Source organism: Streptomyces sp. NPDC093071, from assembly GCF_044754545.1.
In the GTDB taxonomy this organism is placed as follows: Bacteria; Actinomycetota; Actinomycetes; order Streptomycetales; family Streptomycetaceae; genus Streptomyces.
This window is the reverse complement of sequence record NZ_JBIVPH010000005.1, coordinates 332,051-347,381: the sequence shown is the minus strand read 5'-3', so window position 1 is coordinate 347,381 and position 15,331 is coordinate 332,051. Positions and strand designations below refer to the sequence as shown.

The following is a 15,331-nucleotide window of genomic DNA, read 5'->3' as shown; positions in this document are numbered from 1 at the left end:
CCCCGTGCACACGTCTCCCCGCCCGCCCCGGCGCCGCTCCTGGCGCACCCCCGCCGACGTCGCCCCGGACAGCGCGACGGCGAAGCAGCTCCGCCTCCTCGCCGACTTCACGTCCGGAAGGATCACGGCGGCGGCCTTCGCCCTCGCCTGGCACCCGGCCCGCCGGGAGTCGACGGCGAACGGCGAACGCCTCCACGGCCCTTTGTCCGACCTCTTCGACCGCGTCTTCATGCTCCTGGAGGACTACACCCACGACCCGTCCCTCCGGGAGGAGGGCGACCTCTCGGACGCGGAGCTCCTCGCGGCGGTGACGGCCCTCACACGAGGATGAGCACGGCCGCGGCGGGCGCCGTGGAGACCGGCGGGAAGGGCACGTGCCCGTACGCGCGGGCCCGCAGGACCGTGACCACGGCCCCGGCGAAGTGCAGGACGAGCCCGCCTGCGGCCAGCACCCCGACGACGGGCACGACGTACCCGACGAGCAGCCCGACGGCCCCGGCGACCTTGACGGCCCCGAGCCGGCCCCACCAGCCCCGGGGCACCCCGTACGCGGCCGGCGGTCCGACGACGAACCCGGCCCGCACGAGGACCGCGACCCCGGAGAACCCGGCCGCGAACGCGGCGACGGCGGTGACGACGACGGACGTGGCGGTGGCGGACATGACGGTCTCCTTCGACGCTCCCGACGCCCGCCCCGACCGGGCCGGACACTCCGTCGACGGAGCGGGGAGGGGAAGTGTGACGGGCCTCGACGAACGCCCTGACGGCCCGTTGCCGCACGCCGTACGCTCCAGGCATGAGCGCCAACCTCGGTGACCGCCTGCGGGAGATCCGAAAGCGTCGGGGCCTGAGTCAACGGGAGCTCTCCGGGCTCTCGGGTGTCTCCCTGTCCCTGATCCGGAAGCTGGAACAGGGTGAGCGCGACGCCACGCGCCTGGAAACCGCCCGCCGCCTCGCCCAGGCGCTGAAGGTCCCCACCACGAGGCTCGTCGTCGAGCACGCCGAAGAGGCGGCCGATCGGGACGAGGTGAACCGCTGGGCTCCCGTACACACCGCGCTCGCGGCCTCCCCGAGCCCCGACGGGCTCGCGGAGGAACCGACCTACGACGGCGTACGGGACGCCCTCCGGGCCGCCGTGCCCCTGTTCGCGGGCGACCGTTTCACCGAGCTAGGAACGGTCCTCCCGCCCCTCCTGCGCGACGTGGAAGTGCTCACCGAGGCCGATCCGCGCGGCCGGCGGCTCCGCGCACGGCTCCTGGAGCTCACCGGCTGGCTGATGACCCAGACCCGGCAGTTCGACGCCGCCGGGACGGCCCTGGAGCGGGCCATGGACGACGCCACGGACCGCGCGCAGGCCGCCGCGATCGTCATCACCCGGTGCTGGCTCCTCCTCCGTCGCGGGAGGCTCGCGGAGGCCCGCGCCCTGGCCTCGCACTGGGCCGACGAGGTCGAGCCCCGCATGTCCCGCGCCACACCGGCCGAACTGAGTACCTGGGGCTGGCTGTTGCTCCGCCTGTCGGCCGCGGCGGTCCGGGACAACCGCCCCGGCGAGGCCGAGGACGCCCTGCGGCTCGCCAAGTCGGCCGCCGTGGCTTTGGGACGCGAGTGCACCCCCGAGAACGACTTCCTGCGCACCTTCGGGCCGGTCACGGTGGACCTGAAGCGCACGGAGAACGCGATGGTGGCCGGCCGGCCCGACCAGGTGCTCTCCCTGGCCGCCGCGATCCCCCTGGACACCTTGAAGCCGACCTCGAACAACCGGAACCGGCACCTGCTCGACGTCGCGAGCGCCCAGGCGCAGCTCCGCCAGTACGCGGAAGCCGTGGACACCTTCCAGAAGATCCTGACCGGCTCCCCCCAGTGGCTGCCGAACCAGCGGTACGCCCGCGACATCCTGGGCCGCGTCGTGAGCCGACGGCGCACGCTGACGCCCGAGATGCGGATGCTCGCGGATGTCGTCGGTCTTCCCATGTGACAGCCGATGGCACTTTACCCTGACGCTTCGTCAAAGTGTCATCGACGCAGAGTGATTACCGGTCGTAGCGTCGTCGCATGGCCACAACGGAGAGAGACCGGCCGGGCGTGCCTCCCGAGGACTGCGAGCCCGGCACCCTGGTGAGGGACGTCGCCAGGGACGCGATCGGCGTCGTGATGGGACATCACGGCGGAGACCGCGTCCAGCTCCGCCCGATCATGGGCGGCAGGGAGTGGGACGCCTTCGAGGTGCGCCCCTTGACGGCGCGCGAGGAGCTGAGCGCCCGCAATGCCGCACGCAACGAGGTGACGAGGCGCTGGGGCTTGTGAGCGGCCCCGAGCCACCCGCCCGGAGTGAGGCGTCTCCTCGTCCGTGATCACCGCCCCCACCGATCCTCTTCGCGGCCGCCGCCGAACCGCCGGGCGCGGAAGCGCGGCAGCACCACCGGTCGATACCCCTTCTCATTCCAAGGAGCATTCGTGACGACGATCGACACCGAGCGGACCAGCACCGTCCGTCCCTGGGGCGCCGGCCGCCTCGCGCCCTACCCGGCCACCGTCCGCCGCCCCCACGCCACCGTCACCGTCGACCCCGTGACGCAGCTCGGGGTGTTTCGCGACCGTGCCGGGCGGGTGGTCGAGATGGGCAAGCACGGCACCAGTTCCGGGACCGAGACCTCCACGACGACGAACTCGGACTCCAAGAACGACCAGGGTCACGACCAGGACAGCAGCCAGGACTGATGGCCGTGACCGAGGAGAGCCCGGTTCTGGTGGCCACCGAGGCGGACGACGTCACCGCCGACATGGTGATCACCGAGCTCAACCGGCGTGACGTGCCGGTGGTCCGGTTCAACCCCGCCGACATCGGCGAGAACCTCACGGTCTCGGCCTGGTTCGGCACCTGCCCGGCCCCCGTGGCCGGGCGGGTCCGCACCCCGTCGAGGACCGCCGACCTGAGCCGCGTCCGATCGGTGTACTGGCGCCGTCCGGAGTGGCCGTCGTTCCCCCGCCTGTCGCCGGACGACTCCCGTTTCGCGGCGGCGCAGGTCCGCCACGGGCTCGGGGGCACGCTCTACGCCCTGAACGGCCCGCTCTGGGTCAACCATCCGTTACGCGTCGCCGCGGCCGACCACAAACCCGCCCAGCTCGCCCTCGCCCAGCGGCTCGGCTTCGCCGTACCACCCACTCTCGTCACCAACGACCCCTGCGAGGCGCGCGCATTCGTCCGCGCTCAAGGAGAGGCGATCTCCAAAACGCTGCGGTGGACCCCGTACACCCGTGACGGCGTGCCGGTGACCGGCTGGGCCGATCCCGTCACCGCCGACGAGATCGACGACAGTGTCCGGGTCGTCCCGCACCTGTTCCAGGCCCGGGTCGACAAGGTCGCCGACCTCCGCGTCCTGATCGCGGGCCGGCACACCTTTGCCGTGCGCATCGACTCCGAACTGCTGGACTGGCGCAAGGACTACAGCGCGCTGACGTACACCGTCGAACACCTCCCCACCGGGGTGGAAGAGGCTCTGCGCGCCTACCTGGGTCATCTGGAGCTGGTGTCGGGGAGCTTCGACCTCGCGGTGGACCGGGCAGGGGTCCTCTGGTGGCTGGAGCTGAATCCCAATGGGCAGTGGGGATGGCTGGAGCAGGAGACCGGTCTGCCGATGTCCGCCGCCTTCGCCGACCTGCTCGCGCACACCGAACCGCTCGCACGATCCGCCCCACCTGTACGAGACGAACCGCTCTCGCAGGCCGGACCACTCGTACGATCCGGCCCACCCGTACAAGGAGACCACCGATGACCGACCCGGCATCCGAACGTCGTCGCATGGCGGACGCGCTCACGGACAAGGGCGTCCTGAAGTCCCCCTGGCTGCGCCGGGCCGTCGAGGCCGTCCCCCGCGAGCGGTTCCTCCACCCCGGAGTCTTCCTCGAAGAGGGCCGGGCCTGGCGGCCCGTCACCACCACCGGTACGGACCCGGACGAGTGGCTGAGGATCGCGTACGGCCTCGACACCCTCACCACCCAGCTCGACGGGCATCTGACCGCCGACCGGGCCGACGGCCCCGTCACGGGTGTGCCCACGTCGTCCTCGACCGATCCGACCACCGTCGTCGGCATGATCGAGGCCCTGGACCTGGCGGTGGGACACCGCGTCCTGGAGATCGGCACGGGTACGGGATACTCCACGGCCCTGATGTGCCACCACCTCGGCGAGGACGACGTGGCGACCGTCGAGGTGGACCCCGGGGTGGCCCGGCGGGCGGACGAGGCGCTGGAGGCGGTCGGCTTCTCGACCTGGACCGTGACCGGTGACGGACTCCTCGGCTTCCCGAGGAACGCGCCGTACGACCGCGTGATCGCCACGTGCGCCGTACGCCGCATCCCGTACGCCTGGATCCGGCAGACCCGTCCCGGCGGCATCGTCCTCGCCACGGTCGGCTCCTGGCCCTGGGGCACCGGTCTCGCCAAAGTCACCGTGGACGGGGACGGCAACGCTCACGGGCGCATGATCGGAGAGTCCTCGTTCATGCAGGCCCGGGCACAGGCGGTGGTCCCCGTATCCGGTGACCTGTCCGCCCGGACGGCCTACGCGGACAGCGAGCGGAGGACGGAGGTGAGCCCGCTCCTCCTGGACGCATGGATGCCGGCCTTCCTCGCCCAACTCGCGGTGTCCGGAGCCCATCTCGTACGGGCCGCCACGAGCGACGGTCGGCCGCTGCTGTACCTGTTCGACCCCGACCGCGAGTCGTTCGCGGAGTTCACCGCCGTCGGCGGGTCCTGGACGGTGCGCCAGGGCGGCCCGGTCGCCCTCTGGGACCGCGTCGAGGAGGCGCTGGTCGCCTGGCGCACGGCGGGAAGCCCCGCCATCGACTCCGTACGGCTCACCGTCACCAGGGAGTCGCACGTGTACGGGATCGAAGGCCACCCGGAGCTGCGCTGGGAACACCGCCTCGGCTGAGCGCGGCGGGCCGAGTCCCCCGCCCGCCCCACCGGAGCACGGAAACCCGTGCTCCGGTGACCCGGGCTGCCTTCCAAAGGAACGGGGAGAGAAAGAACCCGTACCAAGCCCCACCCTTTCCCGCCCCGTGGGGCGCTCACCCTCAGGAGTGAAAAGCGTCAAAAGGGCTGGATGAAGGGCGGGTTGTCGGATCTATCCTCAGCGCGATTGGCATATGACCACAGACATGCGTCGGCCCCCGCCGGAACTGGCATTCCATGGGCGGGGGCCTGACCACCAAGGAAAAGGCCTTCCTGATGGGTACCCAGCACACTAGCGCGCGCCCCCTCCTCCCGTCCCGCAACGGCGGGCAAAACCGCCCCGTACGGAGGGGCACGAGGTCCGTGCGCGCGGGCGGCGTCATCCACGACAACATCCGCCACACCACCCGCTTCACGGTGGTCGGCAACCACCTCGCCCAGCATCCCCGGCTGTCGCTGCTCGGCATCGGTCTGGCCGTGCACATCCAGTCGCTGCCCAGCGGCGCCCGCATCGACATCAAGAGCCTCGCCGCGCGCTTCCCCGAGGGGGCGGCCCGGATCGCCGCCGGGCCGCGCCAGCTGGAGGCCCACGGCTATCTGCGCCGCGTGCTCGACCGCGACGACACCGGGAAGATCGTCACGCTCACGATCTCCTGCAACCACCCGGGCCCGTCCGGTGGGGAGGGCGAGACGGCGGAGCGCCGGGCCCCGGCCCGCCGTACGGAGGCCCCGCGTACGGAGGCCCCGCGCCGGGCCCTGCCCGCCGTGCCGAAGCCCGCGTTCCCGGCCGCGGACCTCCTCAGGGCGGCCCTCGGCGTCCTCGCCGGCCTGCGGCGCGAGGACCCCCGCCTGTACCTGTCGGCCGCCGAGACCGAGCACCTGGCGCCGGGGGTCGCCGCCTGGCTGGAGCGCGACCTGACGCCGGAGGCCGTACGTCGGGTCCTGACCTGCGCCCTGCCCCAGGAGCCCCTGCGCCGCCCGGCCGCGCTCCTGGCCCACCGCCTGGCCGACCGGCTCCCGCCCCTGCCGCCGCTCGGCACGGGGGACCCGGCGGCCCCCCGGCACCCCCTCCAGAACTGCGACACCTGCGACCGCGCCTTCCGGGGCCCGGAGCCGGGGACGTGCGGGGCCTGCACACCGCCGGGGCAGGGACGCCCCGGGGATCAGTGACCGGAGTCCCCGCACGCCTGTCCTCGTCCGAAGTACCCTTGTTGCTCAGCCGATTGCCGTGATCATCGACCCTGGAGGAGCCCCGGCCCCGTGCCTCCCCGTCTCCGCGCGACGCTCACGTCCCTCGGCACCCCGCCCGATCCCACCGCCCTCGCCGAGGTCGTCCGGGCGGTCGGAACGCCGGTGGACGTCTCCGGACTGACGGAGACCGAGCTGCGCGCCTGCCTTGCCTCCCAACTCCCCTCCAGAGACGGGGTGGTGAAAACCGCGTGGCCCGCCGACGGGATCGCGACGAGAATGACGGCGGCGCGACTGATCACGTCGGTCGACGCCCTCTGGTACCCCTCGACGGACGACCTGGTCGTCCTCCGTGAGGGGACGGACGGCACGTCAGTGCTGGTCCTCGACCACGAGGAGCGGTTGACGGTCATACGGATGCACGGGGACGGACATGACGGAGCGGGACGCGGACAGGGACCGACGGGTTCTCGACCGGCTTGAGGCCCTCGGGCGGCAGGGCGTGGTGGAGGCGGCCGGAGGGGTACCGGAGACCGCGCCGGATCCCAAGAGCGCCTTCTACGCCATGGTGGGGTACGAGGTGAAACCGACCAGGACTGTCCCCCGGAAGGCCCCGGACGCACGGGACCGGGTGGACCTCGTCTGGCACGAAGAGGCGGACCGGGCGGGGCTCTTCGGCGAGGACGGGGAGTTCCTCCTCTTCTTCTGGATCCCGGGGGACCCGACCGGTGGATGGCTCAGGGTCAGGGACCCGATCGGCACCCGCCTCCCCTCCCGCATCGCCGCCGCGACCGGAAACCGGGAGTTCATCGCGGCCTCCCTGGACGGAAGGCGCATGTGCGCCGTCTCGGTCGAGGAGTACGACGACTGGATCATCACGCACTCCTTCGAAACCGCACGGTAGGCCCGATCCCCCATGACGAGCCGATTCCAACAAGCCGGCCGGACCCTCAGCCTCCTGGGCCCCCTGCGGTGGCTCAGGCTCAGCGGCGACCGCCACCCGCTCCACGGCCATCAGCAGGTCTCGTTCCTGGGGTGGAGGTTCGAGGAGCCGGACGCCGAGAAGCTCCGGGTCGTGGAGGAGGCCGTGCGGACGACTCCCACCCGGGAGGAGTGGGCGATCGACACGTCGCGGCGGAACCGGCTCCTGGTCCCGTCCCGCCTCCTGGGCGAGGGCGAGAACCCCGCGGCCTCCCCCGATTTCGACGAGCGCGTCACCCTGGCCGTGCGGGACCAGGACTTCTGCGTAAGGACACTGCTGGACATGGACGCGATGCTGGAGACCCTGTACGGGTTGGCCACCACCCCCAGCCCGGCCCCCGTTCGAACACCGACAGGACGTACCGATGAACTGGACCTCGCTCCTCGCCCGGCTGTCCGCCCGCACGACGACCCCTGAGTGAGGAGGGTGACGAGTGGACCGCACCGGCAACGTCCTTCCGCACCTCCGCGCGATCTTCCCGGCCCCGGACACGCCCCGCCAAAAGGACTGGACCGCGATCGAGCGCGCCCTCGGAACCGGTCTCCCCGCCGACTACAAGGAACTCGTCCGCGTCTACGGCGGAAGCGACTGGGACGACTACCTGTACGTCCTCGAACCCGGCTGCCCCAACCGGCACTACGACCTGCTCACCTGGGCCGAGCAGCAGGCCGAGGACCTGGAGGACCTGTGGGTGTACGAGGAGAGGCCGGCGGAGCTGGAGGAGGGGGCTCGGGTCGTTCCGTGGGCGGTCACGGACAACGGGGAGTGTCTGTACTGGCTCGTCCGGCCCGGGCTTGACCCGGACCGGTGGACCGTGATGGTGAACGAGGCGCGGGGCGCCCGGTGGGAGCACTTCTCCGTGTCCTGCACGCACTTCCTCGCGGCCGTCCTGTCCGGGGAGCTGCGCTCGGGCATCCTCTCGTCCTCGTTCCCCCGCGCCGTACACGAGTTCCGCCGACTCGGTCCGGCGTGACGGGGCGGAAGGAGCCACCGGGCGTGATCGCGGTGCGGTTCTCGGTGCGGCCGGGGCAGGGGGAGCCCAGTGGGTTCGACCTGGGGGACATCGTCTGTGAGGGGGAGAGCGGGTCGGTGCGGTCGGCCGATCGCGGGTTGATGGTCCACCTGTCGGTGGCCCTCCTGCTCGACGACCTCCGCCCCCTGCTCTTCGGCAAGCGGCAGAACGTCTCGTTCAGCGGCGTCGACATGTCGGTGCGGATCGACTTCGAGCGCGTCGGGAAGGGGCTCGTCTCGGTCTCGTCACGAGGGGTACCGGTGGGCAGGGCCCGTGTCGAAGACCTCGCGTGGGTGTTCCTCCGCGCTGCCGAAAAGCTCGCCGAGCAAGGGCTTTCGAGCCTCCCGGAGGGGGACGGGGTGCGGATCGACTACTCCACGGCCGTACGGAAGTTCCGGGCGGCGGAGGCATGAGCCACGACAGCGGTCCTCTCCGCACCTCGCTGGAGGGCCTGGAGCGGCTGGTGTCGGCGCGCGGGGCGGAGGCCTGGTCTCCTGAAGCTGCGGGTCCTCGCCGTCGGCGGTATGCAGCGCCACGACCTTCCCGACGGGACCCGGATCCGGTGGGGCCGGCTCGCGCTCGCCGCGCTTCCGGGGAAGTACCCGGAGGGACCTTCGCAGAGGACGGTGATCGAGTCGATCCGCGTACGCGCCTATCTGATCAGGGAGTTCGGGGCCGACGACGCCGACCCGGCCCGGGACCTCTCCGCGCTCCTCGCGGACGCCATGCGGAACCTGGGCATGTCGAGGGAGACGGCCGCGCGGCCGGCCGGTGAGTGGCGGGGCCTGCCCCGGGAGCGGATGCTCCGGCTGCGGCTCGTCAAGAACACGCTGTCCGCGCTGCGTCCCGTCCTGCCGCTCCTGGAGGACGGGGACTTCCCCCTGGACGACCTCCGCGCCTGGCTGGAGCTCGTCCCGGGACTGCCCTGAACGGGTCGGGAAGGCCGTGGCACGCCGGGCGTTGCCCCGTATGAAGATCGGTGAGGCTTCCAGGGTCGGCGGGGTGCGTCCGAGGTCGTTGCGTCACTACGCGCACGAGGGCCCGATCGTCCCGGGGCGGTGCGACCGACGTGCGGCCCGACCGACGTGACGAGATAGCTCCTTTGTTCGTTGCTCGCGTGAATGAGCCCATGGCAACATGCGGACGTGAAGGACAACGGGGACGACCACGGGGACGGCATACCGGAGCCTCGGCGGGTTTCGAGGCTGACGGAGTTGGTGGAGGCGGAGGAGCCGGCGGATTCGGGGGAGGCGGTGGGGGCGGCCGACACGGCGGTTCCGCCCGCGCGCCCCGCGCCGGCACCGGTGCCCGCGCCCGCTCCCCCTCCCGCCGCTTCGGAACAGGGCACGTCCGACGACGAGATCGCGGCGGCACGGCGTGAATTTGCGCGTTTGCTCGGGGAGTTCCGGCGTACCGCCGTCCTGGTGCCGTTCGACGACCGGGAGAGTCTGTGGACCGCGGACTTCAACGGGGTGCGGTGGATCTGCGCGTTCTCGGACGAGGAGGCGCTGGCGCGGTTCGCGGTCGCGCGCGGAGAGGCGGAGCGCGAGTGGACGTACCGGACGGTCCTCGGCGCGCGGCTCCTCGACGTGATGGTGCCGATGCTGCCCGGTCCAGGCGGGGTCGCGCTGGACGCGGGCAGTGCGGACGGGGCGCTGTTCCCGCCGGTGGCGGGCATCGTGCCGGACGGGGTCGCGGTGGACCTCGGGGAGACGGACGGGAAGGCGGGGGCGTAGTGGGCGGGAACGAGCCCGAGCTCGCGGCGTCGGGCGAGGCGCTGGCGGCGATCGCGAAGGGCATCGACCTGGCGCACGCCGAGCTGAAGGAGCTCGGCATGACGGGTCAGGCGTCGGCGGGCCGGGGGTTCTCCGAACTCGCCCTTTCAGGGCTTGAGTTGGGGCACGACGGGCTGACGTCGGAGTTCGAGACCTTCTGCAACCGGTGGGAGTGGGGCGTCCGCGCCCTGACCCTGCGGGGGAACGGCTTCGCCCAGGGCGTCGGCCTGTCGGCCGGCGCGTTCGCCGAGCAGGAGCAGTACATCAAGGACTCGTTCAAGATCGGGGTGAACTCGCTCAACGGCAACCCCCACCTCTCCGAGGACGAGGTCAAGAAGATGAGCTGGGAGACCGTCCGCGACCAACACGCGTGGGACGGCGCCGACTGGAGCCCGGAGTCGTTCACCGGCGCCCACCAGGAGGTGGAGCAGACCTGGAAGAACACGGCGTACGACGTCGAGGACTCACTGCTCGACTCGATGGAGCGCTCGGGCGCGCTCGACCCGAAGCTGCGGGACCAGATGGACGAGGAGCTGAAGGAGACGCTCGCCCCCGACCGGGCGACGATCGAACAGGCCGAGCAGCCCCGGTGGGGGGAGAACCGCTGATGGTGGACTGGGGCGGCCTGGTCGACAAGGGCATCGACAAGTTCGGCGAAGGCGTCGACAAGGGCAAGGAACTCGTCGGCGAGGGCGTCGACTTCGCGACCGACCAGACCGGCCGGCTCCTGGACAAGGCGGGGGCGCACGACTGGGCCGACTCGGTCGAGGACTGGGGCGACGAGACCGCCTCCTCGCTCGGCGCGCGGGTCGGGGAGAAGCAGCTCGGGCAGACCGAGGACGCGGACGAGCTGGTCCACGGCAAACCGGAGAAGATCGCCGCGACGGTGAAGAACCTCCGGGACTTCCAGCGCGCGTTCGACCTGGTCGGCGGCGGGATGAAGAAGCTGGACGCCGACCACTGGAAGGGCGAGGCGGCCAACGCGTTCCGGAAGAAGTTCCAGACCCTGCCGACCGACTGGCTCCGCGCGGCGGACGCGATGGAGAGCGCGGCCAAGGCCCTGGAGACGTACTCCAGGGCGATCGTGAGCGCGCAGGGCAAGGCGCGCGAGGCGATCGCCCTGTACAAGGAGGGCGAGCAGGACTCGAGGAAGGCCGAGGAGGACCACAAGAAGAAGACCGCGGCCTACGAGGCGGCCCGTGACGGGGACAGCCCGCTGCCCCACCCCGGGGCGTACTCCGACCCCGGCGCGGCGAAGCGGCAGCGCGCCCAGGAGGTCCTGAACGACGCGCGCACGGCCCGCAACGAGGCCGGGGAGACGGCGAAGGCGGCGGTCGCCGCCGCGCTCGCCCACGCGCCGAAGGAGCCGACGGGCCGCGAGCGGGCCAAGCTGGAGCTGTGGGACCGGGGCCTGGCCCAGGGCGTGGAGCTGGCCCACTTCGGCGGCGGCGTCATCAAGGGCACGGCCGGTCTGCTCAACTTCGTCCGCTCGGTGAACCCGATGGACACGTACAACCTGACCCACCCGGCGGAGTACTACAAGGGCGTCAACATGACGCTCGCCGGTCTGGCGTCCTCGGCGGCGAACCCGGACCGGGTCCTGAAGAACGCCTGGGACGCGGCGAAGGGCGACCCGTCGGAGTTCCTCGGCCGGCTGGTGCCGGAGCTGATCGGCACCAAGGGTGCGGGGCTCGCACGCAGCGGCGTGCGGCTCGGGCTGAACGGGGCCAAGCACCTGCCCGAACCGAGGAAGCCGGCCGCCCCGGAACCGGAGAAGCCGGGGAGCAGCCGTGGGGACCACGAGAAGGACCCGGACAGCAACGGCAAGCGAAACTGCGAGACGGCCTGCAAGAAGGACCCGATCGACATCGCGACGGGCCGCATGCTGCTGCCCCAGACCGACATCGTCCTGCCCGGTTCACTGCCCCTCGTCTTCCGGCGCGTCTTCGACTCCTCGCGCCGCTCCGGCCGCTGGTTCGGCCCGACGTGGTCGTCGACGGTGGACCAACGCCTGGAGGTCGACTCGGAAGGCGTCGTCTTCAGCTGTGACGAGGGCAGTATCCTCGCCTATCCGCATCCGGCCCCCGGGGTTCCGGTCATGCCCACGCACGGCCGGCGGTGGCCCCTGGACCGGGTCGAGGGCGGCTACACGATCACCGATCCCGACACCCGCACGGTCCGGCACTTCGCCGACCACGGCGACGGGCTCGCGCTCCTGGTCCAGCTCGACGACCGCAACGGCAACTGGATCACCTTCGAGTACGACGAGTCGGGCGCTCCGACATCGGTCGTCCACCACGGCGGCTACCACCTGAGGCTGACCACGGACGAGGGCCGGGTGACCGCCCTCCGCCTCGCGGGCGCGGCACCGGACGGCTCCGACCAGGAGATCCTGCGCTACGGCTACACCGACGGGCACCTGACCGAGGTCGTCAACTCCTCCGGGCGCCCCCTGCGCTTCGGCTGCGACGAGCACGGCCGCGTCACGTCGTGGACCGACACCAACGGCAGCCGCTTCGACTACGTCTACGACGACCGGGACCGCTGCACCTACCAGTCGGGGACCAACGGTCACCTGGAAACCACCTTCACCTGGGACGACATCGATCCCGCGACCGGACTCCGCGTCACCACCCTCACGGACGGGCGAGGGCACACCGAGCGCCACCTGATCGACGAGCGCGCCCGGGTCGTCGCGGAGATCGACCCCTTGGGCGCGGCCACCCGCTTCGAATACGACCGCCTGGGCCGCCTGCTGTCCCGCACCGACCCGCTGGGGCACGTCAGCCGCACCACCTACGACGAACGGGGCCGCCCGACGTCCGTGGAGCGCCCGGACGGGCGGCGGGCGCGGGCCGAGTACGACGAGGACGGCTTCCCGGTGCGGATCGTCGGCGCCGACGGCAACGCCGTGCGCCAGACCTTCGACGCGCGCGGCAACCGCACCTCGGTGACGGCTCCCTCGGGGGCCCGGACGGAGTTCGCGTACGACGGGGCGGGGCGGCTCACCTCGGTGACGGACCCGCTCGGCGCCACCACCCGGCTCGTCCTGGACGCCCGGGGCCTGCCCGTCGAGGTCACCGATCCGCTGGGGGCCACGACCCGGTACGCGTACGACGCCTTCGGCCGTACGGTCCGGATCACCGACCCCCTCGGCGCGGTCACGCGCCTGGAGTGGACGGTGGAGGGCCTGCCGTCCCGGCGCGTCGCGCCCGACGGGACGGTGGAGTCCTGGACGTACGACGGCGAGGGCAACTGCCTGAGCCACACGGACGCGACGGGCGGCACGACCCGCTTCACGTACACCGACTTCGACCTGCTGACCTCGCGCACGGACCCGGACGGGGTGCGGTACGCGTTCGCGCACGACACGGACCTGCGGCTGACGCGGGTGACGAACCCGCAGGGGCTGACCTGGGAGTACACCTACGACCCGGCGGGCCGGACGCTCACCGAGACGGACTTCGACGGCCGGACGCTGGGGTACGCGTACGACGCGGCGGGCCGGCTGGTCTCCCGTACGAACGGGCTCGGGCAGGCGGTGCGGTTCGAGCGCGACGCGCTCGGCCGGATCGTCCGCAAGGACGCGGAGGGCGCGGTCAGCACGTACGCGTACGACGTCTTCGACGAGCTGGCGGTGGCGACGAACCCGGACGCGCACCTGGAACGCCTGCGGGACCGCTACGGCCGATTGCTGTCGGAGACGGTCAACGGCCGGACGCTGTCGTACGCGTACGACGAGGCGGGGCGGCGGGTGGGGAGAACGACGCCGGGCGGTTCGGTCAGCACGTGGGCGTACGACGCGGCGGGCCGCCGGACGAGTCTCACCGCTTCGGGGCGCGAACTGTCCTTCTCCTTCGATGCGTTGGGCCGGGAGGTCGATCGCACGGTCGCGGACTTCGTGTTCCTGAAGTCGTCGTACGACGTGATGAGCCGGCTGACGGCGCAGGAGGTCACGTCGCCGCGGGGCGGCGGCCGTCTCCAGCACCGCTCCTACGACTACCGCCCGGACGGCGGCCTCGTCGCCGCCACGGACGGCTTCTCGGGGACGCGCCGCTTCGACCTGGACGGGGCGGGGCGGGTCACGGCGGTGCGGGCGGACCGGTGGACGGAGCGGTACGCGTACGACGAGGCCGGCAACCAGACGGAGGCGGAGTGGCCGTCGGCGCATCCGTCGCACGCGGCGACGGGGCCGCGCGCGTACGAGGGCACGCGGATCACCCGTGCGGGGGCGGTCCGCTACGAGCACGACGGCCAGGGCCGGATCGTCCTGCGCCGGAAGACCCGTCTGTCCCGGAAGCCGGACACCTGGCGGTACGCGTGGGACGCGGAGGACCGGCTGAGGTCGGTGACGACGCCGGACGGCACGGTCTGGAGCTATGCGTACGATCCGCTGGGCCGCCGCATATCCAAGCGATCAGCTCTGGAAACGACCCACTTCACCTGGGACGGCACGACCCTCTGCGAGCAGACCACCGCGAACGTGGTCCTGACCTGGGACCACGCGGGCCTGCGCCCCCTCTCCCAGACCGAGCGCCGCACGGACACGGACGACGAACGCTTCTTCGCCGTCGTCACCGACCTGATCGGCACCCCGACGGAACTCGTCGACGAGTCGGGAGAGCTGGCCTGGCGCACCCGCTCCACCCTCTGGGGCACGACGACCTGGACCCGAGACGCCACGACATACACCCCGCTCCGCTTCCCGGGCCAGTACTTCGACCCGGAGTCGGGGCTGCACTACAACTACTTCCGGTATTACGACCCGGAAACCGCCCGCTATCTCTCCACGGACCCACTCGGTCTAGCACCGGCTCCCAATCCGGTGAGCTACGTTTACAACCCGTTCGCAGCCGCCGACCCTCTAGGCCTGTCACCGTGCCCCAGTAACGGGACGAGAGGTCGCGAGAGACTAGGCGTGGTCCAGGAAGGTGTCGAACGAACTCTTGACAACTCACTGGATAAAACCACATACCTCCAGGACGTCGCTGCCAAGTATGGTATTAACCTGAGGGGGTCCGGGCAGGAAATATCGGTTGTATTCGACCCTGATCTTGGACGCGGCGTCGCCGGGGTCACTCGGGAGATCGATGGTGGCCGAATAATCCGTGTAGGACCGGACGGCATCTATGACGATGCGACCGCCGCTAACACAATTGCCCATGAATTGAGCCACGCGAGATACTTCCTCCGGCACGGAAGCTTCAAGGGCGAGGAACACGGCAGCGCTGACTCCTTGGGCGACGGGACGCCCTACGGGTCTGGAAATGCACTGGAAGATTGGATCAACGGAAACCGATGAATGCCAAAACCTGGCAAGAAGTGGACCTGGATCGACGGCCTGCCTGGCGTCGCGCATTCAATGATGACTGGACGGGGCCCGATCTTGCGGCATCGTGCCCAGTCTGCTCGAAACAAACC

Annotated in this window: 18 protein-coding genes; 17 read left to right on the top strand and 1 reads right to left on the bottom strand. The window is 71.5% G+C overall.

Going from position 1 to position 15,331, the window contains the following annotated elements; genetic code table 11:
- Nucleotides 1-4: 4 nt before the first annotated feature.
- Nucleotides 5-331 (top strand): hypothetical protein, encoded by a 327-nt coding sequence (locus ACIQD7_RS22380; RefSeq protein WP_402443673.1) that lies wholly within the window; start codon nucleotides 5-7, stop codon nucleotides 329-331.
- Here the strand turns inward: ACIQD7_RS22380 and ACIQD7_RS22375 are convergent.
- The gene (locus ACIQD7_RS22375) at nucleotides 318-662 is read right to left on the bottom strand and encodes a DoxX family protein (protein WP_402443671.1); all 345 of its coding nucleotides are present in this window, start codon (nucleotides 660-662) and stop codon (nucleotides 318-320) included. The genes ACIQD7_RS22380 and ACIQD7_RS22375 overlap by 14 nt on opposite strands.
- A 134-nt stretch (nucleotides 663-796) precedes the next feature.
- Between ACIQD7_RS22375 and ACIQD7_RS22370 the strand changes: the two genes are divergently transcribed.
- The 16 genes from ACIQD7_RS22370 to ACIQD7_RS22295 all read left to right on the top strand — a co-directional run bounded on the left by ACIQD7_RS22370 (nucleotide 797) and on the right by ACIQD7_RS22295 (nucleotide 15,212).
- Entirely contained in the window at nucleotides 797-1,975 is a 1,179-nt protein-coding gene (locus ACIQD7_RS22370) for a helix-turn-helix domain-containing protein (protein WP_402443669.1), read from the top strand.
- A 77-nt stretch (nucleotides 1,976-2,052) separates the two neighbouring features.
- On the top strand, nucleotides 2,053-2,304 hold the full coding sequence (locus tag ACIQD7_RS22365) for a hypothetical protein (RefSeq protein WP_402443668.1): 252 nt from the start codon (nucleotides 2,053-2,055) through the stop codon (nucleotides 2,302-2,304).
- Between the two features lie 159 nt (nucleotides 2,305-2,463).
- A complete protein-coding gene (gene tgmA / locus ACIQD7_RS22360) occupies nucleotides 2,464-2,718 on the top strand; it encodes a putative ATP-grasp-modified RiPP (protein ID WP_402443808.1) in 255 nt (84 codons plus the stop codon).
- Nucleotides 2,718-3,773, top strand: a complete 1,056-nt coding sequence (gene tgmB, locus ACIQD7_RS22355; RefSeq protein WP_402443666.1) for an ATP-grasp ribosomal peptide maturase — start codon at nucleotides 2,718-2,720, stop codon at nucleotides 3,771-3,773. The genes tgmA and tgmB overlap by 1 nt, the downstream gene beginning before the upstream one ends.
- Nucleotides 3,770-4,933, top strand: coding sequence for an ATP-grasp peptide maturase system methyltransferase (gene tgmC / locus ACIQD7_RS22350; RefSeq protein ID WP_402443664.1), 1,164 nt, complete (start codon nucleotides 3,770-3,772; stop codon nucleotides 4,931-4,933). Before tgmB ends, tgmC begins: the two co-directional genes overlap by 4 nt.
- Nucleotides 4,934-5,229: 296 nt before the next feature.
- Nucleotides 5,230-6,123, top strand: coding sequence for a helix-turn-helix domain-containing protein (locus tag ACIQD7_RS22345; RefSeq protein WP_402443806.1), 894 nt, complete (start codon nucleotides 5,230-5,232; stop codon nucleotides 6,121-6,123).
- A 90-nt stretch (nucleotides 6,124-6,213) separates the two neighbouring features.
- On the top strand, nucleotides 6,214-6,624 hold the full coding sequence (locus tag ACIQD7_RS22340) for a hypothetical protein (RefSeq protein ID WP_402443662.1): 411 nt from the start codon (nucleotides 6,214-6,216) through the stop codon (nucleotides 6,622-6,624).
- Complete coding sequence (locus tag ACIQD7_RS22335) at nucleotides 6,575-7,045, top strand: hypothetical protein (protein ID WP_402443660.1); 471 nt, start codon at nucleotides 6,575-6,577, stop codon at nucleotides 7,043-7,045. Before ACIQD7_RS22340 ends, ACIQD7_RS22335 begins: the two co-directional genes overlap by 50 nt.
- Before the next feature lie 12 nt (nucleotides 7,046-7,057).
- A complete protein-coding gene (locus ACIQD7_RS22330) occupies nucleotides 7,058-7,540 on the top strand; it encodes a hypothetical protein (protein WP_402443658.1) in 483 nt (160 codons plus the stop codon).
- A gap of 16 nt (nucleotides 7,541-7,556) precedes the next feature.
- Nucleotides 7,557-8,096, top strand: coding sequence for an SMI1/KNR4 family protein (locus ACIQD7_RS22325; RefSeq protein WP_402443656.1), 540 nt, complete (start codon nucleotides 7,557-7,559; stop codon nucleotides 8,094-8,096).
- Between the two features lie 23 nt (nucleotides 8,097-8,119).
- On the top strand, nucleotides 8,120-8,548 hold the full coding sequence (locus ACIQD7_RS22320; protein ID WP_402443654.1) for a hypothetical protein: 429 nt from the start codon (nucleotides 8,120-8,122) through the stop codon (nucleotides 8,546-8,548).
- A 111-nt stretch (nucleotides 8,549-8,659) separates the two neighbouring features.
- Nucleotides 8,660-9,064 carry a hypothetical protein gene (locus ACIQD7_RS22315; protein WP_402443652.1) on the top strand — a complete coding sequence of 135 codons (405 nt, stop codon included), beginning with the start codon at nucleotides 8,660-8,662 and terminating at the stop codon, nucleotides 9,062-9,064.
- Between the two features lie 40 nt (nucleotides 9,065-9,104).
- Nucleotides 9,105-9,224, top strand: a complete 120-nt coding sequence (locus tag ACIQD7_RS22310) for a MerR family transcriptional regulator (protein WP_391165814.1) — start codon at nucleotides 9,105-9,107, stop codon at nucleotides 9,222-9,224.
- Nucleotides 9,225-9,256: 32 nt separating this feature from the next.
- Nucleotides 9,257-9,871: an SseB family protein gene (locus tag ACIQD7_RS22305; protein ID WP_402443650.1), complete on the top strand. Its 615-nt coding sequence runs from the start codon at nucleotides 9,257-9,259 to the stop codon at nucleotides 9,869-9,871.
- Nucleotides 9,871-10,518, top strand: coding sequence for a hypothetical protein (locus ACIQD7_RS22300; RefSeq protein WP_402443648.1), 648 nt, complete (start codon nucleotides 9,871-9,873; stop codon nucleotides 10,516-10,518). Before ACIQD7_RS22305 ends, ACIQD7_RS22300 begins: the two co-directional genes overlap by 1 nt.
- Complete coding sequence (locus tag ACIQD7_RS22295; RefSeq protein ID WP_402443646.1) at nucleotides 10,518-15,212, top strand: putative T7SS-secreted protein; 4,695 nt, start codon at nucleotides 10,518-10,520, stop codon at nucleotides 15,210-15,212. Before ACIQD7_RS22300 ends, ACIQD7_RS22295 begins: the two co-directional genes overlap by 1 nt.
- Nucleotides 15,213-15,331: the final 119 nt, after the last annotated feature.